The organism is Bradyrhizobium sp. KBS0727, from assembly GCF_005937885.2.
In the GTDB taxonomy this organism is placed as follows: Bacteria; Pseudomonadota; Alphaproteobacteria; order Rhizobiales; family Xanthobacteraceae; genus Bradyrhizobium.
Genome location: NZ_CP042176.1, coordinates 5,975,955 through 5,997,185, shown reverse-complemented (window position 1 = coordinate 5,997,185; position 21,231 = coordinate 5,975,955). Strand labels below are relative to the sequence as shown.

General features: G+C 59.8%; 18 protein-coding genes and 1 tRNA gene. 12 read left to right on the top strand and 7 right to left on the bottom strand.

From position 1 onward, the window contains the following. Window positions 1-3: 3 nt before the first annotated feature. The 3 genes from FFI89_RS28060 to FFI89_RS35465 all read left to right on the top strand — a co-directional run bounded on the left by FFI89_RS28060 (window position 4) and on the right by FFI89_RS35465 (window position 2,008). Window positions 4-240 carry a hypothetical protein gene (locus tag FFI89_RS28060; protein WP_138830772.1) on the top strand — a complete coding sequence of 79 codons (237 nt, stop codon included), beginning with the start codon at window positions 4-6 and terminating at the stop codon, window positions 238-240. Window positions 241-424: 184 nt separating this feature from the next. Continuing rightward, the gene (locus FFI89_RS28055) at window positions 425-1,393 is read left to right on the top strand and encodes an ABC transporter substrate-binding protein (protein WP_168213077.1); all 969 of its coding nucleotides are present in this window, start codon (window positions 425-427) and stop codon (window positions 1,391-1,393) included. 477 nt (window positions 1,394-1,870) lie between these two features. Next, entirely contained in the window at window positions 1,871-2,008 is a 138-nt protein-coding gene (locus FFI89_RS35465; RefSeq protein WP_138830770.1) for a hypothetical protein, read from the top strand. A 225-nt stretch (window positions 2,009-2,233) separates the two neighbouring features. Here FFI89_RS35465 and FFI89_RS35460 read toward each other — a convergent pair whose 3' ends face one another. Further along, on the bottom strand, window positions 2,234-2,554 hold the full coding sequence (locus FFI89_RS35460) for an anthrone oxygenase family protein (protein WP_371722539.1): 321 nt from the start codon (window positions 2,552-2,554) through the stop codon (window positions 2,234-2,236). Window positions 2,555-2,881: 327 nt separating this feature from the next. Further along, window positions 2,882-5,935 carry an AAA family ATPase gene (locus FFI89_RS28040; protein WP_138830768.1) on the bottom strand — a complete coding sequence of 1,018 codons (3,054 nt, stop codon included), beginning with the start codon at window positions 5,933-5,935 and terminating at the stop codon, window positions 2,882-2,884. Between the two features lie 503 nt (window positions 5,936-6,438). Here FFI89_RS28040 and FFI89_RS28035 point away from each other — a divergent pair. Together FFI89_RS28035 and FFI89_RS28030 are read left to right on the top strand one after the other, a co-directional pair. Further along, window positions 6,439-6,627 (top strand): hypothetical protein, encoded by a 189-nt coding sequence (locus tag FFI89_RS28035; protein WP_138830767.1) that lies wholly within the window; start codon window positions 6,439-6,441, stop codon window positions 6,625-6,627. Window positions 6,628-6,674: 47 nt separating this feature from the next. After that, complete coding sequence (locus FFI89_RS28030) at window positions 6,675-7,403, top strand: sulfite exporter TauE/SafE family protein (RefSeq protein WP_138830766.1); 729 nt, start codon at window positions 6,675-6,677, stop codon at window positions 7,401-7,403. Between the two features lie 254 nt (window positions 7,404-7,657). On the opposite strand, the gene FFI89_RS28025 is transcribed toward FFI89_RS28030, so the two are convergent. Beyond that, a complete protein-coding gene (locus tag FFI89_RS28025; protein ID WP_138830765.1) occupies window positions 7,658-8,803 on the bottom strand; it encodes a thiolase family protein in 1,146 nt (381 codons plus the stop codon). Window positions 8,804-8,821: 18 nt separating this feature from the next. After that, window positions 8,822-9,238, bottom strand: coding sequence for a Zn-ribbon domain-containing OB-fold protein (locus FFI89_RS28020; RefSeq protein WP_138830764.1), 417 nt, complete (start codon window positions 9,236-9,238; stop codon window positions 8,822-8,824). A 90-nt stretch (window positions 9,239-9,328) separates the two neighbouring features. Between FFI89_RS28020 and FFI89_RS28015 the strand changes: the two genes are divergently transcribed. The 7 genes from FFI89_RS28015 to FFI89_RS27985 all read left to right on the top strand — a co-directional run bounded on the left by FFI89_RS28015 (window position 9,329) and on the right by FFI89_RS27985 (window position 17,430). Beyond that, window positions 9,329-9,982 (top strand): TetR/AcrR family transcriptional regulator, encoded by a 654-nt coding sequence (locus tag FFI89_RS28015; RefSeq protein WP_138830763.1) that lies wholly within the window; start codon window positions 9,329-9,331, stop codon window positions 9,980-9,982. Further along, complete coding sequence (locus FFI89_RS28010; RefSeq protein ID WP_138830762.1) at window positions 9,979-11,520, top strand: class I adenylate-forming enzyme family protein; 1,542 nt, start codon at window positions 9,979-9,981, stop codon at window positions 11,518-11,520. Before FFI89_RS28015 ends, FFI89_RS28010 begins: the two co-directional genes overlap by 4 nt. Continuing rightward, on the top strand, window positions 11,517-12,308 hold the full coding sequence (locus tag FFI89_RS28005) for an SDR family NAD(P)-dependent oxidoreductase (RefSeq protein WP_138830761.1): 792 nt from the start codon (window positions 11,517-11,519) through the stop codon (window positions 12,306-12,308). Before FFI89_RS28010 ends, FFI89_RS28005 begins: the two co-directional genes overlap by 4 nt. 9 nt (window positions 12,309-12,317) lie before the next feature. Further along, window positions 12,318-13,091: a crotonase/enoyl-CoA hydratase family protein gene (locus tag FFI89_RS28000; protein ID WP_138830760.1), complete on the top strand. Its 774-nt coding sequence runs from the start codon at window positions 12,318-12,320 to the stop codon at window positions 13,089-13,091. Between the two features lie 80 nt (window positions 13,092-13,171). Beyond that, window positions 13,172-14,068, top strand: coding sequence for a nitronate monooxygenase family protein (locus FFI89_RS27995; protein WP_138835777.1), 897 nt, complete (start codon window positions 13,172-13,174; stop codon window positions 14,066-14,068). Between the two features lie 22 nt (window positions 14,069-14,090). Further along, window positions 14,091-15,308 carry an ABC transporter substrate-binding protein gene (locus FFI89_RS27990; RefSeq protein WP_138830759.1) on the top strand — a complete coding sequence of 406 codons (1,218 nt, stop codon included), beginning with the start codon at window positions 14,091-14,093 and terminating at the stop codon, window positions 15,306-15,308. An 874-nt stretch (window positions 15,309-16,182) separates the two neighbouring features. Then, window positions 16,183-17,430 carry an MFS transporter gene (locus FFI89_RS27985; RefSeq protein ID WP_138830758.1) on the top strand — a complete coding sequence of 416 codons (1,248 nt, stop codon included), beginning with the start codon at window positions 16,183-16,185 and terminating at the stop codon, window positions 17,428-17,430. A gap of 399 nt (window positions 17,431-17,829) precedes the next feature. Here FFI89_RS27985 and FFI89_RS27980 read toward each other — a convergent pair. The 3 genes from FFI89_RS27980 to FFI89_RS27970 all read right to left on the bottom strand — a co-directional run bounded on the left by FFI89_RS27980 (window position 17,830) and on the right by FFI89_RS27970 (window position 21,088). Next, a tRNA-Ser gene (locus tag FFI89_RS27980) sits at window positions 17,830-17,910 on the bottom strand. A 4-nt stretch (window positions 17,911-17,914) separates the two neighbouring features. Beyond that, on the bottom strand, window positions 17,915-19,117 hold the full coding sequence (locus tag FFI89_RS27975; protein ID WP_138830757.1) for a site-specific integrase: 1,203 nt from the start codon (window positions 19,115-19,117) through the stop codon (window positions 17,915-17,917). A 999-nt stretch (window positions 19,118-20,116) separates the two neighbouring features. After that, entirely contained in the window at window positions 20,117-21,088 is a 972-nt protein-coding gene (locus tag FFI89_RS27970; protein WP_168213076.1) for a TAXI family TRAP transporter solute-binding subunit, read from the bottom strand. Between the last annotated feature and the right edge of the window lie 143 nt (window positions 21,089-21,231).

Here is a 21,231-nt window from a genome sequence, read left to right as displayed (position 1 = left end):
ACGATGCAGGTGGCGACGATGCTCCTTCCCGTCTTCCTCGCGTTCGTGTTGATGTCGTGCAAGCTGTTCAACAGTTTGAGAACGATGAAAATACAAATGGGCTTGGGTGTCGTTCTGTTGAGATACGAGAGCCCATCGCTGTTCTGGTTGGTGATTGCGTTTCAGTGTTTGGCGATAGGTGTGCTGCTCGCGATCATCTATGTGCCGTTTTTCATTCTTCCGAACCAGGTCATGAGCTGAAAGAGGCCGCTTCTGGTGCGCCCGGTCCGGCTGCATGTCGCCTTTGGGGGCGGACCGGAAGTCTCGTTTCAATCTCGTCAGGACCGGTTTTGAGCCAAACCGGACATGCGCGGGCTATGACGTGCGGCGTGAAAGAGATAACATCGTAGCGGTTGAGAACATCTCAACAACAGCAGGAAGATCCGTGAAACGCCGTGATTTCATCACGCTGGTCGCTGGCGCAATAGTGGAATGGCCGTTCGTTTCGATGGCGCAGGAAGCGGGGCGCATCTATCGTTTCGGTATCTTGGAGCCCTTTGCGGATACGCCCGTGTCATTGCGACGTATCGACGAACTACGCCGCCGTGGCTTCATTGAAGGCCAAAACCTCACAATTTATCGCCGCGATTTCGGGCTCCACATTGATCTGATTTCGCAATATGCGGCGGAGCTGGGCAAAGCCCAGGTCGACGTCATCGAAGCCGCCGGGAGTGTGGCAACTCGTGCCGCACAGCAGGCTACGAAAGAAATTCCGATCATCGGAGTTGCAGACGATATGGTCGGGGAAGGATTAGTAGACTCGCTGTCCCGGCCGAATGGCAATACAACCGGCGTCAGTATCCTCGCTACCGAGCTTGACGGAAAGCGGCAGGAACTCCTGATCGAAGCGGTGCCGGGGCTTCGCCGCATGGCGGCCCTGGCTGACTCCAACGCAACAGCAGAAGCGAAGCTTGCCGCGCTTCAAGAGGCGGCACGCGCAAGCAACGTCGAGCTTTCAATTCACCGTGTTGCCAAAGGCGAGGAGATCGCAGGAGCGATCGACATGGCACGGGCATCTGGGGCCAAGGCGCTCAACGTTTTGGCATCGCCTATGCTCTTCGCCAATGGTCAGCTCATTATGGACCGCGTCTCAGCGCTGCGCCTGCCTGCCATCTATCAATGGGCCGAAATGGCGGAGGGAAGCGGCTTCGCCGCCTACGGACCGCGTATCACTCAAATTCCAGAGATTACTATCCGACAGGCCGCCATGCTCTTTCGCGGTGCCAGGATTGCCGACATCCCGGTCGAGCAGCCGACCAAGTTCGAGCTGGTGATAAACCTGAAGACCGCCAATGCGCTCGGCGTCACGGTGCCTCCGGCGTTACTGGCTCGCGCCGACAAGGTGATCGAGTGACGATGTCTGCTGCAATGCAAGAATCCCTATCTTGATCTTGGCACTGTTCGGACTATCCGACGTTGCACACGCGTGTCCGTTCATTGATGTGAACCGGGTCAGTAAGTCGTTGATATGTTTGCTGGGCCCGGCGGGACTCGAACCGGCAACCAGATCGTTATGAGCGCAGCACCCTGGCTGGAAATTCGAACAAAATCAGCGTTTCTCTATCAAGATCATTTACGTTTGTTCACGGGATTTCTGCCGGATTTCTGATGGCAAGTACGTCAAGCCATCGGCCAATTGCATCAGACGATGTCCGAGTCCGAGGGTTAAGCGGAAATACCGACGACATACCCGAAACGTCGCTTTTGACCGGTTGAGCCGGCACCCCATTTCGGACATTGGCCAGAATCTCCTGTTGCAGTAGCGAAGCCCGTTTGGCCACTGTCAAAGTCCTCGTTTGAGCTATACGATTATGCTTTTCTGGATCTGGAAATGTTGGTCATGACGCCCGGCGGCCGGGAGCGCACCGAGACTGATTTCCGAAGACTATTGGCCGATGCCGGGTTCAGGCTTGCAAACGTATTGCAGACGGCCTCGCCGTTGTCCGTCTTCGAGGCACTTCCCGAATAGTTAGTACCTGCGAGAAGACCGTCTTGCCGGCCGTACCCATTTACGCAAACTCATTCGTGTTTGTTCACGTTCGTCGATATTCGTGAACGAATTTTGGTGGACGCCGAGGCGCCCAATCAGTTTGTAGTCGGGCAAGTCATTGTTTTCATTGTGGTGGACCGCGGCTAAACTGGGCGCTGGGTTTTGGCGATACCCTTGCCTTTTTGTTGGGCTGCTCAGCCGGATTCATCCGTGCCTCGCCACGGCGCTGAGGGCTCCCCACCAAGAAATTGCGACCAGCCCTACGCGGATCCAATTGAGTCGGATCCAGCGGCGAGCCTCGATTTGCAGGCGTTCGGTTGGAGTGTTCCCGCCTCCCGCTTCAAGAAACCGTTCGATGGTGGGGCGAAAGTACAGCAAGGTCCACGCAACGGCAGCGACGGCGCATACGGTAGAAACGATGAGGGCTACCCCTTGACTTCCCGCGCGAAGGGCAAGACCCAACGCAGCGAGCGCGCTCAACGCGTACAGCGGAGCCACGGGGGCCCAGAACGCTGGGATATTCATCCGACTGACCGGCACTCCAACGAACCCGCGGAAGGATTCTGGCGGCTTTCGGCTCCACGCGGGATGCACGACCAATGTTTCGTACACACTCGCACCGAAAACTAGCGACACCATCACGGCATAAAACCACAGGACCGGTGTGTAGAGTGTCATTCCGCAATCTCCGCTGCTGTCGGTCCAACAAATAGTCGGCTCAACTTGATAACGGAGCAAATTGTCAGCGTCTACGGTTCGGAAAGGTGCCAGAACCGGACCCACGAATTATACAGACGTTTCCGTTTGCGTACCGAGTGTTTGTTCCTGGCGAATCTAGGCCCTTCGCAATGGCTAAGCGGGCCGCGACGGCAGCGAGGTCATCGCCTCCAGTTGCGCTGTTCGCGTTGCTAACACAGCGAGCAAGCTCTTGTGCAGGCGATCCTCGGGTTCGAAATTTTGCGCGAGCCTTCGGACGGTCTCGACAAATCGCAAGCGATACGTCGCTGCCCTGTCGACGTCTCCGTACTTCGCGAAGATCTCGGCGGCCGTGCGGTACACCCGCCAGGAAGCGATCGGGAAGTCGGCATTGTCGACGATCTCCAGCGCGCGGGACAGGTGCAACCGAGCCTCCGCTGAATCACCCAAGCCAAGCGCCGTACGCGCGAGCAGTCCGTGGGCCTGGGCCAGGTGATTGAGATCTGGAGCCGATGCCACATAGTCGTGGAGCTGGCGGGCACAGCTCTGAGCCTGCGTAAAGTCGTCAACCTGCAAGTAATATTCGCCGAGGCAATGATACACCTGCGTCGCGGCGGTAAATTCGATGTCGATACCTTCTTCATGCCTGCGGCGCTCAATATCGTCAAATTGCCTGCGAGCTCCCGACGGATCGTTCAGGCCGACATAGGCCTTCGCAAGGACGGCCCGCTTGTGGAAATACGTCGACTGATCGCCGACCAGCAGACTATCGTCGACGCTTTCGCAGAGCTCCCGGGCTCCATCGAAATCCATCGCTTCGACGTGCAACCACGCAAGCGTCAGCCGGCACAATGCGCTGCTGGGGCCGTTCGCGTTCCTGACGGCCAGCTCGAGGCCGGCCGTGATTTCACGTCGCAATTCGCGCCATTCGCCCAGATGAATGAGCGCGATTGATTCAAGAACGTTGAACAGAACAAAAGTGTAAACGTCGCCGGCCAAACGCGCCAATCGCTTTCCTTCCGTGCCGGCGCGGCGGCACTCCTGGTACCGCGACCTCCAGCAATCGACGATACCGGATATTCCATTGCGTCTGATCAGGATGCCATAGTTCGTGGCACTCGCACTTAGCTCGATCGCCCTGTCGCAGAGCGTGGCGTCCTGTTTGCGCCAGCCGTTGAGGAACAGGTTGACGCTCGCGCTGCTGCCCTGGACCAGAGCCTTGAATGTGTCGTCCGCAAGCGCCTGGCTTCGCGACAATACGTCTTCAGCGGCCTCAAGGCAGGCGTGGCGATCCACGCGCAAGCAGAGACTGCTCACAGCCGTGAGGCCGTTGAGCTGTTGCTTGATCTCGCCCGCCTGTTCGGCGCAGACAATCATGTCTCGCAGATCACGGATGGAGCCGACGAGGTCGCCGCACGAGCGAAGAGCCCAGCTTCGCTGCCGCAGAAGGGCGACGCGGGCCGAGAATTCGTCGGCAGCATCGAAACGATCGAGTATGCCAAGCGCGCGGGTGAGATAGCTTGCGGCCTCCGCATGGCCGAGGCGTTTCGTCGAGCTCTCTGCCGCTTCCCGGAGGTAGCGCAACGCGCTCGGAAATTCGCGACCCTGCTCAAAGTGAAGTGCGAGCGCGGGCGCTATTTCAGGGGTACGGCCGGCATGGGCCTGCTCCAGCCTCTTGCCCAAGCGCTTGTGCGTTTGTGCGCGGTGCCCCGGCGGCAGATTCTGGTAAATGATATTCTGATAGAGAATGTGACGGAAGGCGTAGGAGCCGGAATATGTTCCATCGGGCCACTCGGAAACCCCCGAACGAACGAGGATATGATCCTTCCGGACCAACGCTTCGATGTCCCTTTCAACGTCGATCGCATCATCAGACAGGCCGGCTGCAACGAGAGCCGCGGAAAAATCTTCGCCGGCGACGCTGGCGACATCGAGCAGACGTCGTTCGTTGTCGGTGAGGCGGTCGAGCTCATGGCCGATCATGTTCAAGAGGCTGTCTGGAATACGATCTTGAGCAAATGCCGCCTGCGAAGACAGGCGCCATCGGCCGTCCATTTCGACGATCGACTCCTGGTCGATGAGGTGTTTGAGCAGCGAGGCAACGAACAGAGGGTGCCCCAGCGTCCGCTCGTATACCGGCTTTGACAGGCTCGAGGCCAATACCGCGTCGTCGAAGCGCAATGCGAGATAGCGCTCGACCTCCGAGTGCGACAATCGATCGAGGCGCAATTCGCTGCAACATCCATGAATCTCGAGATCACGATGCAGGCGACGGATCGGATGCCCGTCCGCTGCGCTGTCGGCTGGACGATAGGAGCAAAGGGCCAGCACGCGTGCCTTGCCGTTCCCGCGCGCGAAGCGTGACACCACGTCAAGCGTCGCGAAGTCGCTCCAATGCAGATCTTCGAGAACGAGGACCCACGGGCGGCCGGCGCTCAGCGCTTCCAGAAGATCGCAAAACTCCCGCAGCATCCGCTCGCGCGTCGCACCGAACACTTCATCCTGGAAAGCCGCGCGTTCCGATGCGTCGATGGCACCTGGCAATTGCAATATCCAGGTGGGCGCGTGCGCGCGAACGGCGGAAATCAGTTCCGGGCCGTTCGCCCGATAACGGTTCACCAGCGCATCGATGAGTGGCAGGAAGACCTCGTCCGTTCCAAACCGCTCGGTGCAGCGCCCATAGAGCAGGTCGAAGCCCTGTTCCGTCAATCGCTCGATCGCCTTGGCGATGAAGGCCGTCTTGCCGATCCCGGCTTCTCCCGTGACAAAGGCCATTTGCCGTTGACCGGACAATGCGTGCCGCGTCATCCGGTCGATCGTCTCGAAGGGGGCTGTCCGGCCGACCACCAGGCTGGATATCTCGACCTTCGGGGGGGCGACCGCGCTCTCGACCTCATTGGCTGCTTCGCGCACCGTACCGATAAAGCGCACGCCTTTGCGTGGCAGGGTTTTGATTAGTCGCTGCGCCTCGCCGGAATCGCCTATTCCCGTGCGGGCTGCGTTGATGCGGGTGGTGAGCGCTGACTCCGAGACGATGCGACCGCCCCAAATTGCACCGATCATATCGTCCTTGGTCACCACCCGGGCTCGGTGGCGGATCAGATACTCGAGGAGGTCGAAAACCTGAGGCTGCAACGGAATCGGAGATCCGTCACGGCGCAGTTCCCGCTGGTCGGTGTCGAGAACGAAATCGTCGAATAAATACAGCAAAACAATGCCTTCGCGGGAGCGGCGAGGTGGATATTCAACCGGCTCGCGGGCCCGAAATCAAGGACACCGTTCAAAAATCAAGGAAACGATAAGGACAAGTTAAGCTCGCGTTAAAGCGCGGCCCGACGCCCCGTTCGATACTTCCAGCGGCATCCCGTCACTCACATAAGGTGTTCGTGTCATGCGCATGGAAGAAAAGGCCCGGCGTCTCACCCGCGTGTTCTATGGGTTGTTGTTTCACAGGATGTTTCAGTCGATCGCGGCATCCTTCGTCCCCTTGTTTGACAGCAGAGCGTCAACCGGGAGTGATGCGTCATTTTCGGCGAATTCGTTTGTCGCCTCCGAGAGTTCTTCTCGAAAGGAAGGCTCGTCTGGGCGCCTCCCTCAAGCGCTGCACCATTCTCGACGGCTGCAGGCAGAGCGCACCCTTCGACAGTATCGTCACCTGATCGACAATAGGTGGCACCAGTTTGAATCTCGGTCAGATGTTGGAGGAGGTGACAATGTCGCTCTGTGAAAAGTCGTCCGAACGCAAACTTGAGATTTCGGCACCGGGCGAGAATAGGCCGCTGGCAACGATCGCCATCTGCTTTGTCATTCTGCACATCCTTGCGGCCACGATATTGACCTCCTCCCGCCAGGCCGACGCCGGGGCGGCGGCCGAGCCGCCCGGACTGTCGTCCGGGGACTAATCGCCAAGCCGTTATTCCAGGATCTCGTCCACCGGGAGGGTTCGCTCATGGGCGACATTGCGTCGTTCTGCCTGCTCAGTATCGCCGTGTTTTGCGGCGCCTTCGTCTCGGGCCTCGCGGGCTTTGCCTTTTCGGCGGTGGCCGGCGCGATTCTCCTTCACGTTCTCCCACCACTGGAGGCGGTCCCGCTGATGATGGCCTGCAGCATCACCGTGCAGGCCGCGAATCTTTGGGCGTTGAGAAAAAGTATCCGCTGGAAGCAGAGCTCGGTATTGGTCGTCGGCGGATTGCTTGGCGTTCCGATCGCCGTCTGGTTGCTGCAAGCTGCAGACGCGCGGATCTTCAGAGAGAGCTTTGGTCTCGCCATCGCCTGCTATGCAGTCTACACGTTATTCCGGCCGGTGCTTTCTCGTCGCCTGCAGATGAATGTGGGACGCAATGCATTGATCGGCTTCGGCGGCGGCTTTGTCGGCGGGTTGACGGCAATGCCGGGTGCAATACCGACCATATGGTGCGACATCCACGGCGTGCCAAAAACGGAGCAGCGCGGGCTGGTTCAGCCTTTCATTGCTGCCATGCAGATTTTCGCGCTCGTGCTGATGCTGTGGCAAAACGATTTGTCTTCGAAGGTCTTGGTTGAGTTCGTCGCCAGTATTCCGGCACTGCTTGCCGGCGCGGCGCTGGGGATTTTCGCTTTCCGCCGTGTCAATGAAGCGTCGTTCCGGCGGATCATCCTCACGATGTTGCTATTTTCCGGATTGCTGCTGGCCTTGTAGTTACGCCAGCAGCGCGATGATGGAATAATGCCGCTGATTTGCCCGACGTGTCAAAATGTTTGCGCGGGATCGCTCAAAACATCTGGTGCGGCGCCCCTAGAGGCTGATTACTCGAGTTTGAGACTTCTGCGTCCGGATCGAAGCGGGCGATCCTTGGTTCATCGACGTCGGCCCTGGACCACAAGCGGCCCTTGAGGGATGGCAGCTTGCGGACGCTTGGATGACGTCACGAGATGCGTCGCTTGACTTGCCGGTCAGCTGCGACGCTCGAGTAAATGCACGTAGCATACGGCCCCGACACCGACCATATGGGCGAGACCGATACGTGCGTCGCGGTGCTGACGCGGTCCCGCTTCGCCCCGCAACTGCATCGCGATCTCGCCAATCTGGCCGATCCCGGTGGGGCCGATCGGGTGACCCATCGCGATTAGTCCGCCGGACGGATTGACGGCGCAACGCCCGCCGATGTCGAGCGCGCCTTCCTTGAGCATGGCCACGCCGTGGCCTTCCGGGCAAAGGCCGATGCCTTCAATGTAGTGTAATTCCTCCACTGTAAACGCATCGTGCAGTTCGATGATGTCGAGATCTCCGGGCGCGCGTTTTGCTTCTGCGAGCGCGAGCTCCACGGTTTCGCACGTCAGCGCGGCGTCAAAACCGGTGCCGGGCGGATAAACGCGTTCGCTGCGGCCGGCGGACGCGGCGACGCGAACGGCACGATCAGGGTTGATACCGAAACGTCTGATGCCGTCGTCGGAGGCAACGATCACCGCGGCTGCACCTTCGCCGATGGGCGTGCATTGCAGCGCCGTCAACGATCCCGAAACTTTCTTGCCGCCGAGCACCTCGTCCAGCGTCCTTTCCTGCTGACGTTGCGCGTTGGGGTTCTTCGAGCCATTGCGGTGGTTCTTCACCGCGACGAGCGCGATGTCATCGGTCGAAACGTTGTGACGGCTCGCATATTCATTGGTGAGCAACGCGAAATGCGTAAACGGCACGATGGCGTCGTCGGCGAGATGATCGATCCCGGTGGCTGGACGCCGAACCGGGTTGCGCTTGTCGACGCCGACCGCGAGTGCGATATCGCTGATGCCACTTGCAACCTCGATGCAGGCATGCCGGAACGCAGTCGATCCGGAAGCTGACGCGTTCTCGATGTGAAGCATCGGCGCGCCGCTCGCGCCGAGATGACGAAGCATCGGCCGGCCTGACGCCATGCCGAGCAGGGCGGTCGCGATGTAACTCGACTCGACCGCGGGCCATTCGATCCGTGCGTCCGCCAATGCGCCGCGAATGGCGGTAAGGCCAAGTGTGACGTATGGGGTTTCACTTGGATTCTGGTAGCGATGCCACCCGATGCCGACGACGTAGACCGGCCGCAGTTCACTGAGAGGGCGCGACATGGTGCAGCTCCGATAATGTTAGAAAGTTGCGGTGAAACGAAGATCGAAGACGGTTTCACCGTCGTCGTGCTGCAAGGGCACCAGCTTCGCCAGCATTCGCTGTCCAGGTGCAATGTCACCGGAGCCGTCGGCCAGCAGCGTTCGGACGACGGGGCCATCATCAAGCGCAACCTTGACGATCGTGAACGGGGTGGGCCGGTTCTTGTCGGCATGGAGATGCACGGTCGCCGAGGCCAGCAGCGTCCCGCACGTCGAAAGCTGCTGCGGCGTCAGGGCGTCGCCGTGATTGCCGCACCGCTCGCAGCCATAAGTCTGCATCGGAAAGAACACGTAGCCGCAACGGCAGCGACCGCCCTGGAGAACCGGATCGCCGGATCGTCCATCGCTGCCCGCTTCTGAATATAGATGTGACTTCAATAGCTTGGTAGGCCGCATCACTTTCTCCCTAAAATACTTGTTGACTGACCAACAAACATTATTCTAGATCGTTTACAAGCGAAAACTAACGGCGGGTGGGGAGTGAGCATGATCCGGGTGGCGCGGCGTGTGTCCGAAAAGGGGGCTGAAGCTTCCAAGCGCGAAGGGCGTACGCAGGCCGAGCGCCGCGACGAGGCTGAGCGCAAAATCCTCGAGGCTGCGGCCGACATCGTGGCTCAAGGCGGGTTCGAGGCGGTCACGTTGGCCGAAGCCGGCGCGCGGGCAGGTTACAGTCGCGGGCTGCCGTCGCATTATTTCCGGACCAAGGACGACCTGTTGTCGGCGCTTGCTGTCTTCGTCGTCGAGTCGTTCATGGCGCGCCGTCGCGCCAGCTCGAGCGGCGCGACCGGATTCGAGGGTCTGATCGAATCGTTCCGCCTCTATTTCCGAAGGCCACTGGAGAGCCCGACCCTGGTTCGCGCGTTCCATGCGGTGCTCGCCAGTGCACTCAATACGCCGGCGGTCGCGGCAACCGTCGCGCAGGTCAATCGCGACTCTGCCGCGGAGATCGCAGCGGGCATCAGGGCCGGTATCGCTGCCGGACGGCTGCGCGACGACATCGATCCCGACATGCAGGGCGTGCTGATTCTCGCAACCTTGCGCGGATCAGTCGCGCAATGGCTGGCCGATCCCGAGCGGATCGACCTGCAACGCCTCGGCGAGAATTACATCTCGTCTCTCGAGCGGAGTATTGCGAAATGAGCGCCGCGCAGCCGAAAAGTGTCGAACATTGGGCCGCGACGACGCCCGACGCGACCGCCTTTATTGAAGGCGACCGGCGCCTGACCTGGGCCGAACTCAATGACGTGGCAAATCGTCTTGCCCATGGCCTTGCGGCCCGGGGTGTCGTCGCCGGCGATATCGTCGTGGTGCGTACCCAGATCCGGATCGAGTGGCCTATTCTCGGCGAGGCAATCAGCAAGCTTGGCTGCTCGCTGCTCGGCCTCAATTGGCGGTTGACGCCCACCGAAACGCAGTACGTCCTGTCAAACAGCGGTGCGACCGTCGTGGTATGCGACGACGACGATCCTGCCGCGCTCGCGCCTGCGTTTGCCGGCCTGCCGATCAAGCTCGCTGTCTCGATCGGAAAGCAAGCCGAGGGCTTCGTTGCATTGGAAGATTTGCTGGGGGCATCTGCCGAACCACCGTTGTTTGGCAAAGGGCGCCCGCCGCTGATCCTCTACACATCAGGGACAACGGGTCTTCCCAAAGGGGTCGTCACAGCACGCCAGAGCGATCCCAAGGTCAATGAATATCTGGCCGACGTGGCGCGATCTCGACGGGGGCAGCCGGGGGGCGTGTCGCTTCTGACGCTGCCGCTGCATCACGGTGCCGGTCCGTCGCAGGTGTGGGGTGCGATCCAGCTCGGCAATCCCACCATCATGATGCGCCGGTTCGATCCGGAAGGCGCCTTACGGCTGATCGAACAGCATCGCGTCACCAGTTGGGTCGGTGTTCCCACCATGTACAAACGCCTGGCTGCACTGCCGCGCGCAGTGCTCGCCGCTTACGACGTCTCCTCTATACGCGCGCTCTCGGTCGGGGCCGCTCCGGTGCCGTTCGAGCTGAAGAGGTGGATCATCGGATATTTTGGTGCCGGCGTGCTTGGTGAAGGGTACGGCGCGACCGAAGTCGGCATGATCAGCCACCTTCCGCCCGAGATGCAGGAGAAGAAACCCGGCTCGAGCGGACTGCCGCACAAGCACGTTGAGATCAGCATACGTGACGCCAATGGAGAGGAACTGCCGCGTAATCAATCCGGCGAGATCTGGATCAGGACCCCGGCGACGATCCGCAGCTATCTCAATGCCAAGCCGCTCGGTCCCGACACGCTTGATGCAGACGGCTTCTTCCGCGTCGGCGATGTCGGCATGCTCGATAACGACGGCTATCTGTTCATCACCGATCGCGCCAAGGACATGATTATCGCCGGCGGCGTCAACATCTACCCTGCGGAGATCGAAGCGGCGATCCTGAAGCATCCCGACGTGCAGGACGTCGCTGTCATAGGCATTCCCGATGACGAGTTCGGCGAGCAGGTCAAGGCCTTCTGCGAACTGAAGCCCGGTCATCGAGCAAGCGAGAGTGCCATCATCGACTTCTGCCGGGGGCATCTGGCCTCCTACAAGCGGCCGAAGTCAGTGTCGATCGTCGACGAATTGCCGCGCAACACGATGGGCAAGTTGCTCAAGCGGGAATTGCGTGAGCCCTACTGGAAGGGACGGGAGAGGAACGTATGAGCGAGTTGTTGGATCTCAAGGACAAGGTGACGCTGATCACGGGTGCGGGGCAAGGCGTCGGACGCCAGATTGCGCTACACTTCGCGGCCCACAATGCGGCGGGTATCGTCGTCAACGACTACTTCCTCGACCGCGCCGAGCAGGTCGCAAAGGAAATCAATGACGGCGGCGGCAGGGCGATCGCCGTGCAGGCTGATGTCACGGACCTTGCGTCGGTGAAGCAGTTGGTCGGTGCTGCCGAGCGGGCCTTCGGTCCGGTCGACATCCTGGTTAACAATGCCGGCAACGCGGGCGCCGTTCCCGATCCCGATGCCCGCAAGCCGTTCTGGGAAACGGGACCTGCGGTGTGGAACAGCTTCATCGGCGTCAATCTCTATGGCGTCATCAATTGCGCGTCGGCCTGCATTCCACGCATGATCGAGCGCCAGGGTGGACGCATCATCACGATCATCTCCGATGCGGGTCGCGCCGGCGAAGCCGGACTTGAGGTCTATTCCGGTGCAAAGGCGGGCGCTGCCGGATTTACACGCGCCATCGCGCGTTCGCTCGGCCGTCATCAGATCACCGCAAATTGCGTCGCGATCGCGGCCACCATGACACCGGCGATCGAGGCGCGGCTGAAGGCCGATCCTGAACGAGCGAAGAAGATCATGGAGAAATACGTCATCCGCCGCCCGGGCCAGCCGACGGACGTCGCCAACATGGTGTTGTTCCTTGCCTCGGGCGCCAGCGCCTGGATCACGGGACAGACCTATCCGGTCAATGGCGGCTTCACCTTCGCGCTCTGAGGCGGATCGATGACAGGCAGCAACGAACAAGCGGTTCTCACCGAACGGCGCGGGCATATCCTTATTGTCACGCTCAATCGACCCGAGGCGAAGAACGCCTGCAATATCGCAGTGGCGCAGGGTGTCTCCGCGGCAATGGACCGGCTCGACGCCGAAGACGAACTCTTCGTCGGCGTGATCACTGGCGCCGGAGGGAATTTCTCGGCGGGCGCGGACTTGAAAGCGGCCGCACGGGGCGAACGTGGCACGACTGATCGCGGCGGCTTTGGATTGTTCCGCCGACCGCCGCGGAAACCCCTGATCGCAGCGGTCGAAGGTTACGCCGTCGGCGGGGGTCTGGAGCTGTGCCTGTCCTGCGATCTCATCGTGGCCGCGCGCGACGCCAGGATGGGATTGCCGGAGGTCCGGCACAACGTCGTCGCGATCGGCGGCGGACTGTTTCGGTTGCCGAAGCGGATTCCCTATCACATCGCGATGGAGCTCGCATTGACGGGGCAGTTCAAGACCGCCGAGTTCTTCGAACGGCTCGGGCTCGTCAACCGGCTGGTCGAGCCGGGGCAGGCGCTGGACGCTGCCGTGGCGTTCGGCAATGAGCTGCTGGTCAATGGGCCGACGGCGCTGGCGGCCTCGAAGGAGATCATCCTCCAGTCGGCCAATTGGACCGACGAAGTCGGCTGGGCTCAGCAGATGCCGATTGCCGCTCGTGCGCTGAATTCGGAGGATCGTACCGAGGGCCTCAAGGCCTTCGCCGAAAAGCGCAAGCCGGTCTGGAAGGGCAGGTAGCCGTGAGCGCTTTGCACCGCCACAGCGCTCTGCCGGAAGCCATCGCAACGCGGCTTCGTTTGCCCTTGATTGCAGCGCCGATGCTTCGTGTGTCGGGCGTCGATCTCGTGACGGCAGTGTGCCGTGCGGGTGCGATCGGCGCGTTTCCGACCGCGAACGCACGTTCGGTCGAAGAACTCAGCGCCTGGCTCGGCCAGATCGAGCGGAATGTCGCCGGCCTGGAGCGGCCGGCCGCCCCGCATTGCCCGAACCTCATCATCCGTCAGCCGCGCTTCAAGGACGATCTCGGCTGTCTCGTGCGTCACAAGGTAGAAATGGTGATTACCAGCGTCGGGTCGCCGGCTGCAGCGGTTGCGCCGTTACACGATATCGGCTGCCTCGTGTTCGCCGACATCGCGTCAATGCGCCATGCGGAGAAGGCGATCGAAGCCGGCGCCGACGGCCTGATCCTGCTGACGGCTGGCGCCGGAGGACAAACCGGCTGGGCCAACCCGTTTGCATTCGTGCGTGCGGTCCGCGCCATGTTCGACGGTCCTATCGTGCTTGCCGGTGGCGTCACCGACGGAGACTCGCTGGCGGCCGCCCGCGTGCTTGGCTGCGACCTCGCTTACATGGGTACGCGCTTCATCGCCGCGCGCGAGAGTATGGCAAGCGATGCGTACCGCCAGATGCTGGTCGATAGCACGCTCGATGACGTGATGCTTACGAGGGCTTTCACCGGCCTCGACGCGAGCATGCTGCGGCCATCGATCGTTGCAGCGGGTCTCGACCCCGCCAATCTGGATGAGTCGGTGTCCGAAGCCCGCGCCGGGGAAAAGTTCGGCGGCAAGGATTCCGGCGATCGACCGCGGCGCTGGATCGAGGTCTGGAGCGCGGGGCATTCCGTCTCGGGTGTGCGCTCAATGGGCGGTGCTGCCGAGCTGGTCGAGGAACTGGCCGAACAATACCAGGCGGCGTTTGAGGGCTGCGTTCCGTAGGCCTCGGCCGAGGGAGGAAACCATGACAATCAATCGTCGGACGGTGCTCGCGGGCGCGGCAAGCGGCCTGGCGGCCGGGCTCTCCAAGCAAATCGCCTTCGCAGCAGGATCCTACGATCCCGGCGCCAGCGACAAGGAGATCCGCATTGGGCAGTTCGGTCCGCTGAGCGGTCCCGTCTCCTCGTTCGGTGTGTTGGCCAACGCGATGGCTGCCTATTTCCGCATGCTCAATGACCAGGGCGGGATCAACGGGCGCAAGATCGCTTTCATCAACTATGACGATGCCTATAGCCCGGCGAAATCGGTAGAGGCGGCGCGCCGGCTAGTCGAAAGCGACGAGGTCCTGTTCATCGCCGGCGCGATGGGGACGCCCGGCAACATCGCAGTTCAGAAATACATGAATGCGCGCAAGGTGCCGCAACTGTTCCTGGCCGCCGCGGCAAGCAAGCTATCTGATTTCGTAAACAACCCATGGACGATGGTTGGCGGCACGACGTACGAGATCGAGGGATCGGTGATCGGCCGCTATATCGCAAGCAACTTTCCGGCCGCAAAGATCGCGATGCTTTATCAGAACGACGATGCCGGCAGGGCGACCCTGACGGGCCTCAAGAGTGGCCTTGCCGGCAAGACGTCGCAGATCGCCTCCGAGCTGAGCTATGCTGTCGGCGATCCCACCGTCGATTCGCAAATCGTTCAGATGAAGCTGTCGGGCGCCGACGTCGTCAACCTGATCACGATTCCCAAGATGGCGAGCCAGGCGCTTCAGAAGATGGCCGCGCTCAACTGGAAGCCCCAGGTCTTTCTCGGCTCCGGCAATTCGTCGACCCGCGCGACCTTGAAGCCGGCAGGCTTCGAGAACGCGCAGGGCGTGCTGGCCCTGGTCACCCGCCAGGACCCGGGCAATCCCTTGTGGGCCGGGCAGAAGGAGATGCAGGACTATATGGCCTTCCTCGATCGCTACGTGCCGAATGCGGATCGCGCTGATGATCTCTATGCGATCGGCTACACGATCGCAGCAACGACGTCGCATGTCGTTCGTTCTTGCGGCGATGATCTGAGCCGGGCAAACATTCTCCGGCAGGCGACGAACCTCTTGAGCTTCGCGGCCCCGCTGCTTGTTCCGGGAATCACCATGACGACAACGCCGACCGACTATGTTCCGATCAAGAAGTTTCAGTTGATGCGCTTCAAGGGTGTTGCGTACGAGAAGGTGGGCGATCTGTTGAGCGCTTCCTGATTTCAAATCGCCGCGAGCCGAAGCAGCCTTCTGGACGAAGGCATTTGCCGAGGTCCTGCGAAATGAAGATCCCATAGGTGATCGATTTATTGGCGGGCCCGGCGGGACTTGCAGCCAGACCCCCCATGAGCGGCCCGCAATGTTCGTCCCAGCCAAAACAGATCATTTCATCTCTTGCAGCAACTTCCGGGCGTTAGCCAACAAGGCCTGAAGCTGCCTTCGCTCGGCGATTGCAACCTTCGTGAAGAGGCCGTGCTTAGGGATTTTTTGCCTGCAATCGTGCCGAAGAGCCCGTTGTCGGGCAGGGCCATGGGCGTTACGCCAATAGCGCGATGATGGAATAATGCCGCTGATTTGCCCGACGTGTCAAAATGTTTGCGCGGGATCGCTAAAAAACATCGATGCCGGCGACCACCGGCTACGTTGCATGGGGTTGTTTTCGATATTTTAGTTGGGGGCGGCACGGCTGCCGGGAAGCGTGGCTGACTTGGTCTGATGGGTGGGTACACGGCCCGCCTTCGCCCAAGTGGGCTTCGGCGCGGCCTATTCCTTTATCACCATTTCCATTTTGTTGTCGCGACGGAACAACACACAAGTGTTGAGATATCCACCTGCAAAAGCTCATTGTCAGGTGGGACATCTCGATCTGTCCTTTTTCGGTGGCTCGATAACGCCCGCGGTGTTGCGCGCCGCGCATGAAAGGCGGATGATCGTCAGGGCAATCAGAGGAAGGCTGCGAAGTGGCATGAATGCTTGAATGATGCCGTCAATTGGCAGGTCACGTTTCATCGCGCAGCGACATTTGGGGAAGTGAGGCCGGCTCGCTGGATCGACCCGGTATCGGCTCGGCGACCGAACAGAGGGGGAATGTGAAATGAGCCAGGTACAAAGTGCCACGGGAGCGGTTCTTTCGGGCTCGGTCTCGGAGATCGACAGCAACGCTCGCAGAGCCATGTGGGGCTCTGCCATCGGTTATGCGATGGATGGCTTTGATCTCCTGATACTCGGTTTCATGTTGAATGCGATTTCGAGTGATTTGCATCTTACTTCCGTGCAAGCCGCATCGCTGGTGACCGCGACGCTTGTGGGGGCGGTCGTCGGGGGACTTGGATTTGGAATGCTGTCGGATCGATTGGGCCGGGTGCGCGTTCTCACCTGGACCATCGTCGTGTTCGCCGTGTTTACGGGAATGTGCGCGCTTGCGCAGGGCTATTGGGACCTCCTTGTCTACCGAAGCATTGCCGGTCTCGGCTTGGGCGGCGAATTTGGTATCGGGATGGCGCTGGTGGCCGAGGCCTGGCCCAGTTCGAAACGTGCGCGCGCTTGCTCGTATGTAGGATTGGGATGGCAACTCGGTGTCCTGGCCGCCGCCTTGCTCACGCCGCTCCTGTTGCCGGTGATTGGCTGGCGCGGCATGTTTGTCGTCGGTATTTTTCCGGCGATCGTGAGTTACTTTATCAGGCGCGTTCTGCACGAGCCGGAGTTATTCAAGTCTCACAGAACCCGCGAGCCGGATGCAACGTCTCCGCTGCGATTGCTTGTCGCGGATAGACAGACGATCAAAACCAGCCTTGGGATGATCATCCTCTGCTCGGTGCAGAATTTCGGGTACTACGGAATTATGATCTGGTTGCCGAATTATCTATCGACGCGGTTCGGCTACGGTCTTACTCGATCGGCAATCTGGACCGCCGTTACGATCAGCGGCATGGCGCTTGGTATCTTCTTGTTTGGACACATCGCGGACCGGATCGGCCGCCGTCCAGCCTTCCTTGGCTACATGCTCGGTGCGGCAATCATGGTTGTGGTCTATTCGCAGCTGGTCGACCCGCTGCATCTGCTTGTCGGCGGTGCGGTCATGGGCTTCTTCGTGAATGGCATGTTGGGTGGTTACGGAGCGCTTACCAGCGAACTCTATCCGACGGTGGCCCGCGCGACTGCGCAGAACGTATTCTTCAACATTGGGCGGGCCGTTGCCGGCTTTGGCCCATTGGCTGTGGGCGCCGTCAGTGCCGTCTATGGTTTTCAAACGGCCATCGCGTTGCTTGCCCTGCTGTACATTCTGGATATTGCAGCGTTGCTTCTTCTCATTCCCGAACGGAAGGGAGCCGAGCTGGTCTGAGGCTGATCGCCATCAGAAAGTCCGCAAGGCGTCCCGTTCCACATTGGACCGGATAAGACTCTCTAATCAGCCGGGCAGGTTGTTCTAATTGCAGGTTGTTTTAATTGCACTGGGGGGCGATGCCAGGCAGGACCGGGGCCTCACGGATCGCGCGATTTTGCTATTCTGCCGTTGATTTGCCCGACGTGTCAAAATGTTTTCGCGGGATTTTGCGTCGGGAATCCGACCACGCGGCTACTTTGCATGGGGTTGTTTTCGATATTTTGGTTTTGGGGGCATGGCCTTCCCGGTGGCAGCCCCGTCCGTCTTCGCTCTCGCCACGCTCGGCTACGCCGGACACCACGCTTCGCCCTGTGGTCTCCGCTTGGCTGCGCCACGCGTAGCCCGCAGGGCGAAGCGTGGTGGGCCCGGCAGGACTCGAACCTGCAACCAGACCGTTATGAGCGGTGGAAATTCGCAGTATTCCCACTAGAAGTGCCCATTTTCATTGAATTTTGACGACGTTCGTTTTCCTCTTTTCGACTTGTTTCTGAGGCGAAGCTGAGGCGGTGGGCTTGGCCGTCATCTTGGCGACGGCGTCCTTCAGGTGGTCCGGGTGGTGGTGCCCGTACACCCGCAACAGCGTTTCGACACTCATGCCGAGATACCCGGCGGCCTGCCATGGGTCGGTACCATTCTGCATCAACCACGTCGCTGCGGTGTGCCGTAGCGTATGCGGTGAAACGCCGGGCCCGAGCTTGGTCAGCGTCACCGCGTGTTTGAACGCAGTCTTGACGGAAGACACACCTTCGCCGTTGAACTCGACGAAGTGCCGCGCGATGATCTTGCGCTCCTTCCAGCGTCGCAGGTGTGCCAGCAGGCGCGGTGGGATCGGCATCGGCGGCTGCCGTTTGTTGGTCTCCTGCTTTCCCTGGGCGCGTCGGTAGTAGACGCCACGTTCAAGGTCGACAAAGGACCGCCCGATGGCCGCGGTCGGCGACGCTGATGCAATCGCCCCGGCGCGGGTCCCGCTATAGACGCCGATCAGGATGAACCGGGCGAGATGGCGGAGCGGCCGCTTATTCGTTTCCACCTGCTGTCCTTTATTCGGTCCGCGGTGCACGGTCTGTATCTCGCGGGCGCGCCAACACGTCCAGATTAGGTGGGCGGCTTCGTCACGAGTCAGCCATCGATCGCGGGCAGGGCCCTTCTTGGGGAGTGTGACCTTCACAATGCCACGGTGCAGCCCTTCCGCCGCATGATTGGCGATGGCTGCCCTGAGATCCTCAAGATCTCGGCGGGCGCCGCCTTTATTGCCACGGTGTTGTTGGTACTCGCGGCACTTAGTCCGGGTCACCTCGGACAACATGAGCTTTCCCCAGAATTCTTTGAGGCGCCCGATCCGATTGAGATACTTCTGAGCGTCGGAGTTCTCGACGTAGAGATCTGGGCGGTCGTCGATGAAAATCGAAAGCACGTCCGCGATGGGGATTTTCTCTAAATCTTGTTCCTTGCGCGCCGGCGCGTATTTCTTTGCAATATAGTCCTTGAGGACTTGCTCAGCCGCTGCAACTTCGCGTTCAGTGCATCCAGTGGCGTGATATCCCGTGCCGTCCCGGATGACCCAAGTGGCTTGATGGGTGAGTGTTCCGGCCTTGTAGCGGGCTGGTCTGAGGTGGAGGCGGGCACCTTTACTTCTACGCGGCATCGGCCACGCATCCTTTCAATTTCATTGAGAGTCGTAAACGCCTTGCCTGCAATAATCTCGACTGTAAGCCGCCCGCGCTTGGCTTCTCGTCTCAAGCTGCTTTCGGAAATACTCTGATCCGGAAAAGCGATTGCAGCTGCTACGGACAGCCTCAGCGGTGTATCGGGTCCTACATTCTCGGACGATGTTAGCGCTGGTTTGCGCAAAGGTCATCTCACAAATGATTCAAGCGAGCAAGCGGCCTACACGTAAATTTCTGCGGGATCCCTCAACTCCGCTCGGATGTCTCCGAGTCAATACGTTCGAGCCAAGCGCCGCATTTGCTCAGAACGTCCACCACATTGCCCAGCGATTCCGAGCAGAAAGCCGGAACGGCTTTGCGATCGTCGATTTCTATGAACCAACTCAAGCGCCTTTTTTGCTTGTCCCTCAACTGCAAGCAGGAGAAATTTGCCACATCATAACCCTGGGCCAAAGAAAGCGAGTTTCATTTCGTATGGTTTGACGCAACTAGAGCCGTGCGATCATATTTTTGTAATCAATATCCATTTCAACCCTCACTCTTGGGGAGTCGTCTGGGATTGGCCGACGCCCGTTCAGTCCAATGATGGATTGGAACGAGAGTTTAATTCTTTCAAATAGTTAGAGGGCGGCGTGTGCACGATGTGTGCACCGAGAGATCGAAGGAAATCTAGCGACAACCAATGTGGGCAGGCCGAACTGAACGTGCTGCGGTGTCGGCGGTGGACTGATGTTTTGGGCGCGGAGTGCTCGCTCTCGGCGAGCGACAAGTTTGCGCCGGCTAATTGCCGAGAGCTCAATTCGTATGATCAGCGGTTATCCTCGCCGGGGGCAGCGAAGAATTGACTTCCGGAGCATTGAGCAGACTTGGGAAGGATGATGGCGCAACTAGCTTGGTGTATCGCGCAGACTGCTTTGATCGGAATCTCAAGTTGAGTGGTGCGCTCCTTGCCTAATGATTTCAGCGCCCCTTCTCTATCACTTGGAGATGCCCTCTTGCTTGTAATAGCGCTGTGCTCCCAGATGCAGCGGCACTCCGTCGGTGCCTTGTGTCGCTCGCTCTTTTATTACCGCCTGACCATTCGGGAATCCTGCAAGCAATTCGATCCGTGTTTGATCGTTCCACAAGCCGGTGGTCAAATCAAAAACGAGATCCTCAGCGCGATCTGTTGTGGTTAGCCACTGACACCCGATCCCAACTGCAAGAACGGGCGGGCTGGTAAAGTATGTGTCCGCACCAACGACGTCAGATGAAAAATATGGAGACGTTTTTATCAAGTGCTCGCGCGCGCTGGCATCAAGAGGGACTAGATTGAATGCGAAGCCGGATTTGGCCAGTGCGGTCACCTCTTTCGAGCGCTGCGCCGCGGTTATGAAAACAGCATCGACGGCTCCCGATACAAATTGCTGAATGCAAACGCTGGGCGCCATGGCCTGTGGGGTGACATCTGAAGGCTTCAGACCGTGGGCGGCCAGAATCAGTATTGCATTTCGAAGTTCTCCATCGTTCGTCGCATATACAGCGACCTTCCGTCCTTTGAGACCGGACGCATCGGCGAGGTTTAATGCTTTCCGACAGAGGATGTGCACAGTCTCGGTGTAACAATTCGCGATAAGACGCAGATCAGCATTTTTCAAGGTGCTGAACAATTCGGTCCCGGTGTACGCCCAAAATGCAAGATCGGCTTGGCAGAAAGCTGTATCCGCCAATAGCGCACCGACGTGCCCGACATTTGAAAACGCTCCGTTCGAAGAAATCGCCGAAATCAGTCGGTTTTGCGTTGTTAGGGCGTTCGCCAACACTCTCCCAAGCGAGTAGTAAGACCCGGTAACAGGGCCGGTCAGAATACCGATTTGTTGCGGTCCCGAATATGCGTTTGAACTGAACAAGGCACCTGAAAGTCCACCTAGCCCGATGCGAATTGCGCTCCGCCGGTTGAACGAAGCCATTTTGCCTCCCATTCACTGGCCTTGATGTCGAAACAGCCAAGCAGACACTAATTGGCTTTTTCAGCCCTTGCAACTAGAGGTAAAGTTTGTCAGCATTGACGCGTTGATTTATCGTTTTCCAGCAGTGGTATGAACACCCTTGG